Here is a 1,305-nt window from a genome sequence, read left to right as displayed (position 1 = left end):
AACGTGGTATCACTATCACATCTGCTGCGACAACAGCTCAATGGAACAACCACCGCGTAAACATTATCGACACACCAGGACACGTGGACTTCACAATCGAAGTACAACGTTCTCTTCGTGTATTGGATGGTGCGGTTACCGTTCTTGACTCACAATCAGGTGTTGAGCCTCAAACTGAAACAGTTTGGCGTCAAGCAACTGAGTACGGAGTTCCACGTATCGTATTTGCTAACAAAATGGATAAAATCGGTGCTGACTTCCTTTACTCTGTAAGCACTCTTCACGATCGTCTTCAAGCAAATGCACACCCAATCCAATTGCCAATCGGTTCTGAAGATGACTTCCGTGGTATCATCGACTTGATTAAGATGAAAGCTGAAATCTATACTAACGACCTTGGTACAGATATCCTTGAAGAAGATATTCCAGCTGAATACCTTGACCAAGCACAAGAATACCGTGAAAAATTGGTTGAAGCAGTTGCTGAAACTGATGAAGAATTGATGATGAAATACCTTGAAGGTGAAGAAATCACTAACGAAGAATTGAAAGCTGGTATCCGTAAAGCGACTATCAACGTTGAATTCTTCCCAGTATTGTGTGGTTCTGCCTTCAAAAATAAAGGTGTTCAATTGATGCTTGATGCGGTTATTGACTACCTTCCAAGCCCACTTGACATCCCAGCGATCAAAGGTATTAACCCAGATACAGACGAAGAAGAAACTCGTCCAGCATCTGACGAAGAGCCATTTGCAGCTCTTGCCTTCAAGATCATGACTGACCCATTTGTAGGTCGTTTGACATTCTTCCGTGTATACTCAGGTGTTCTTCAATCAGGTTCATACGTATTGAACACTTCTAAAGGTAAACGTGAGCGTATCGGACGTATCCTTCAAATGCACGCCAACAGCCGTCAAGAAATCGACACTGTTTACTCAGGTGATATCGCTGCTGCCGTTGGTTTGAAAGATACTACAACTGGTGACTCATTGACAGATGAAAAAGCTAAAATCATCCTTGAGTCAATCAACGTTCCAGAACCAGTTATCCAATTGATGGTTGAGCCAAAATCTAAAGCTGACCAAGACAAGATGGGTATCGCCCTTCAAAAATTGGCTGAAGAAGATCCAACGTTCCGCGTTGAAACAAACGTTGAAACTGGTGAAACAGTTATCTCAGGTATGGGTGAGCTTCACCTTGACGTCCTTGTTGACCGTATGCGTCGTGAGTTCAAAGTTGAAGCGAACGTAGGTGCTCCTCAAGTATCTTACCGTGAAACATTCCGCGCTTCTACTCAAGCACGTG

Annotated in this window: 1 protein-coding gene; it reads left to right on the top strand. The window is 43.4% G+C overall.

The window, feature by feature from the left end; all coding sequences use genetic code 11:
• The coding region (gene fusA, locus PAN07_RS17390; protein WP_269798443.1) for an elongation factor G at positions 1-1,305 on the top strand (1,305 nt) is incomplete at both ends.

This window comes from Streptococcus sp. SM5, from assembly GCF_027497975.1.
This window is presented reverse-complemented; position numbering and strand designations above follow the sequence as displayed.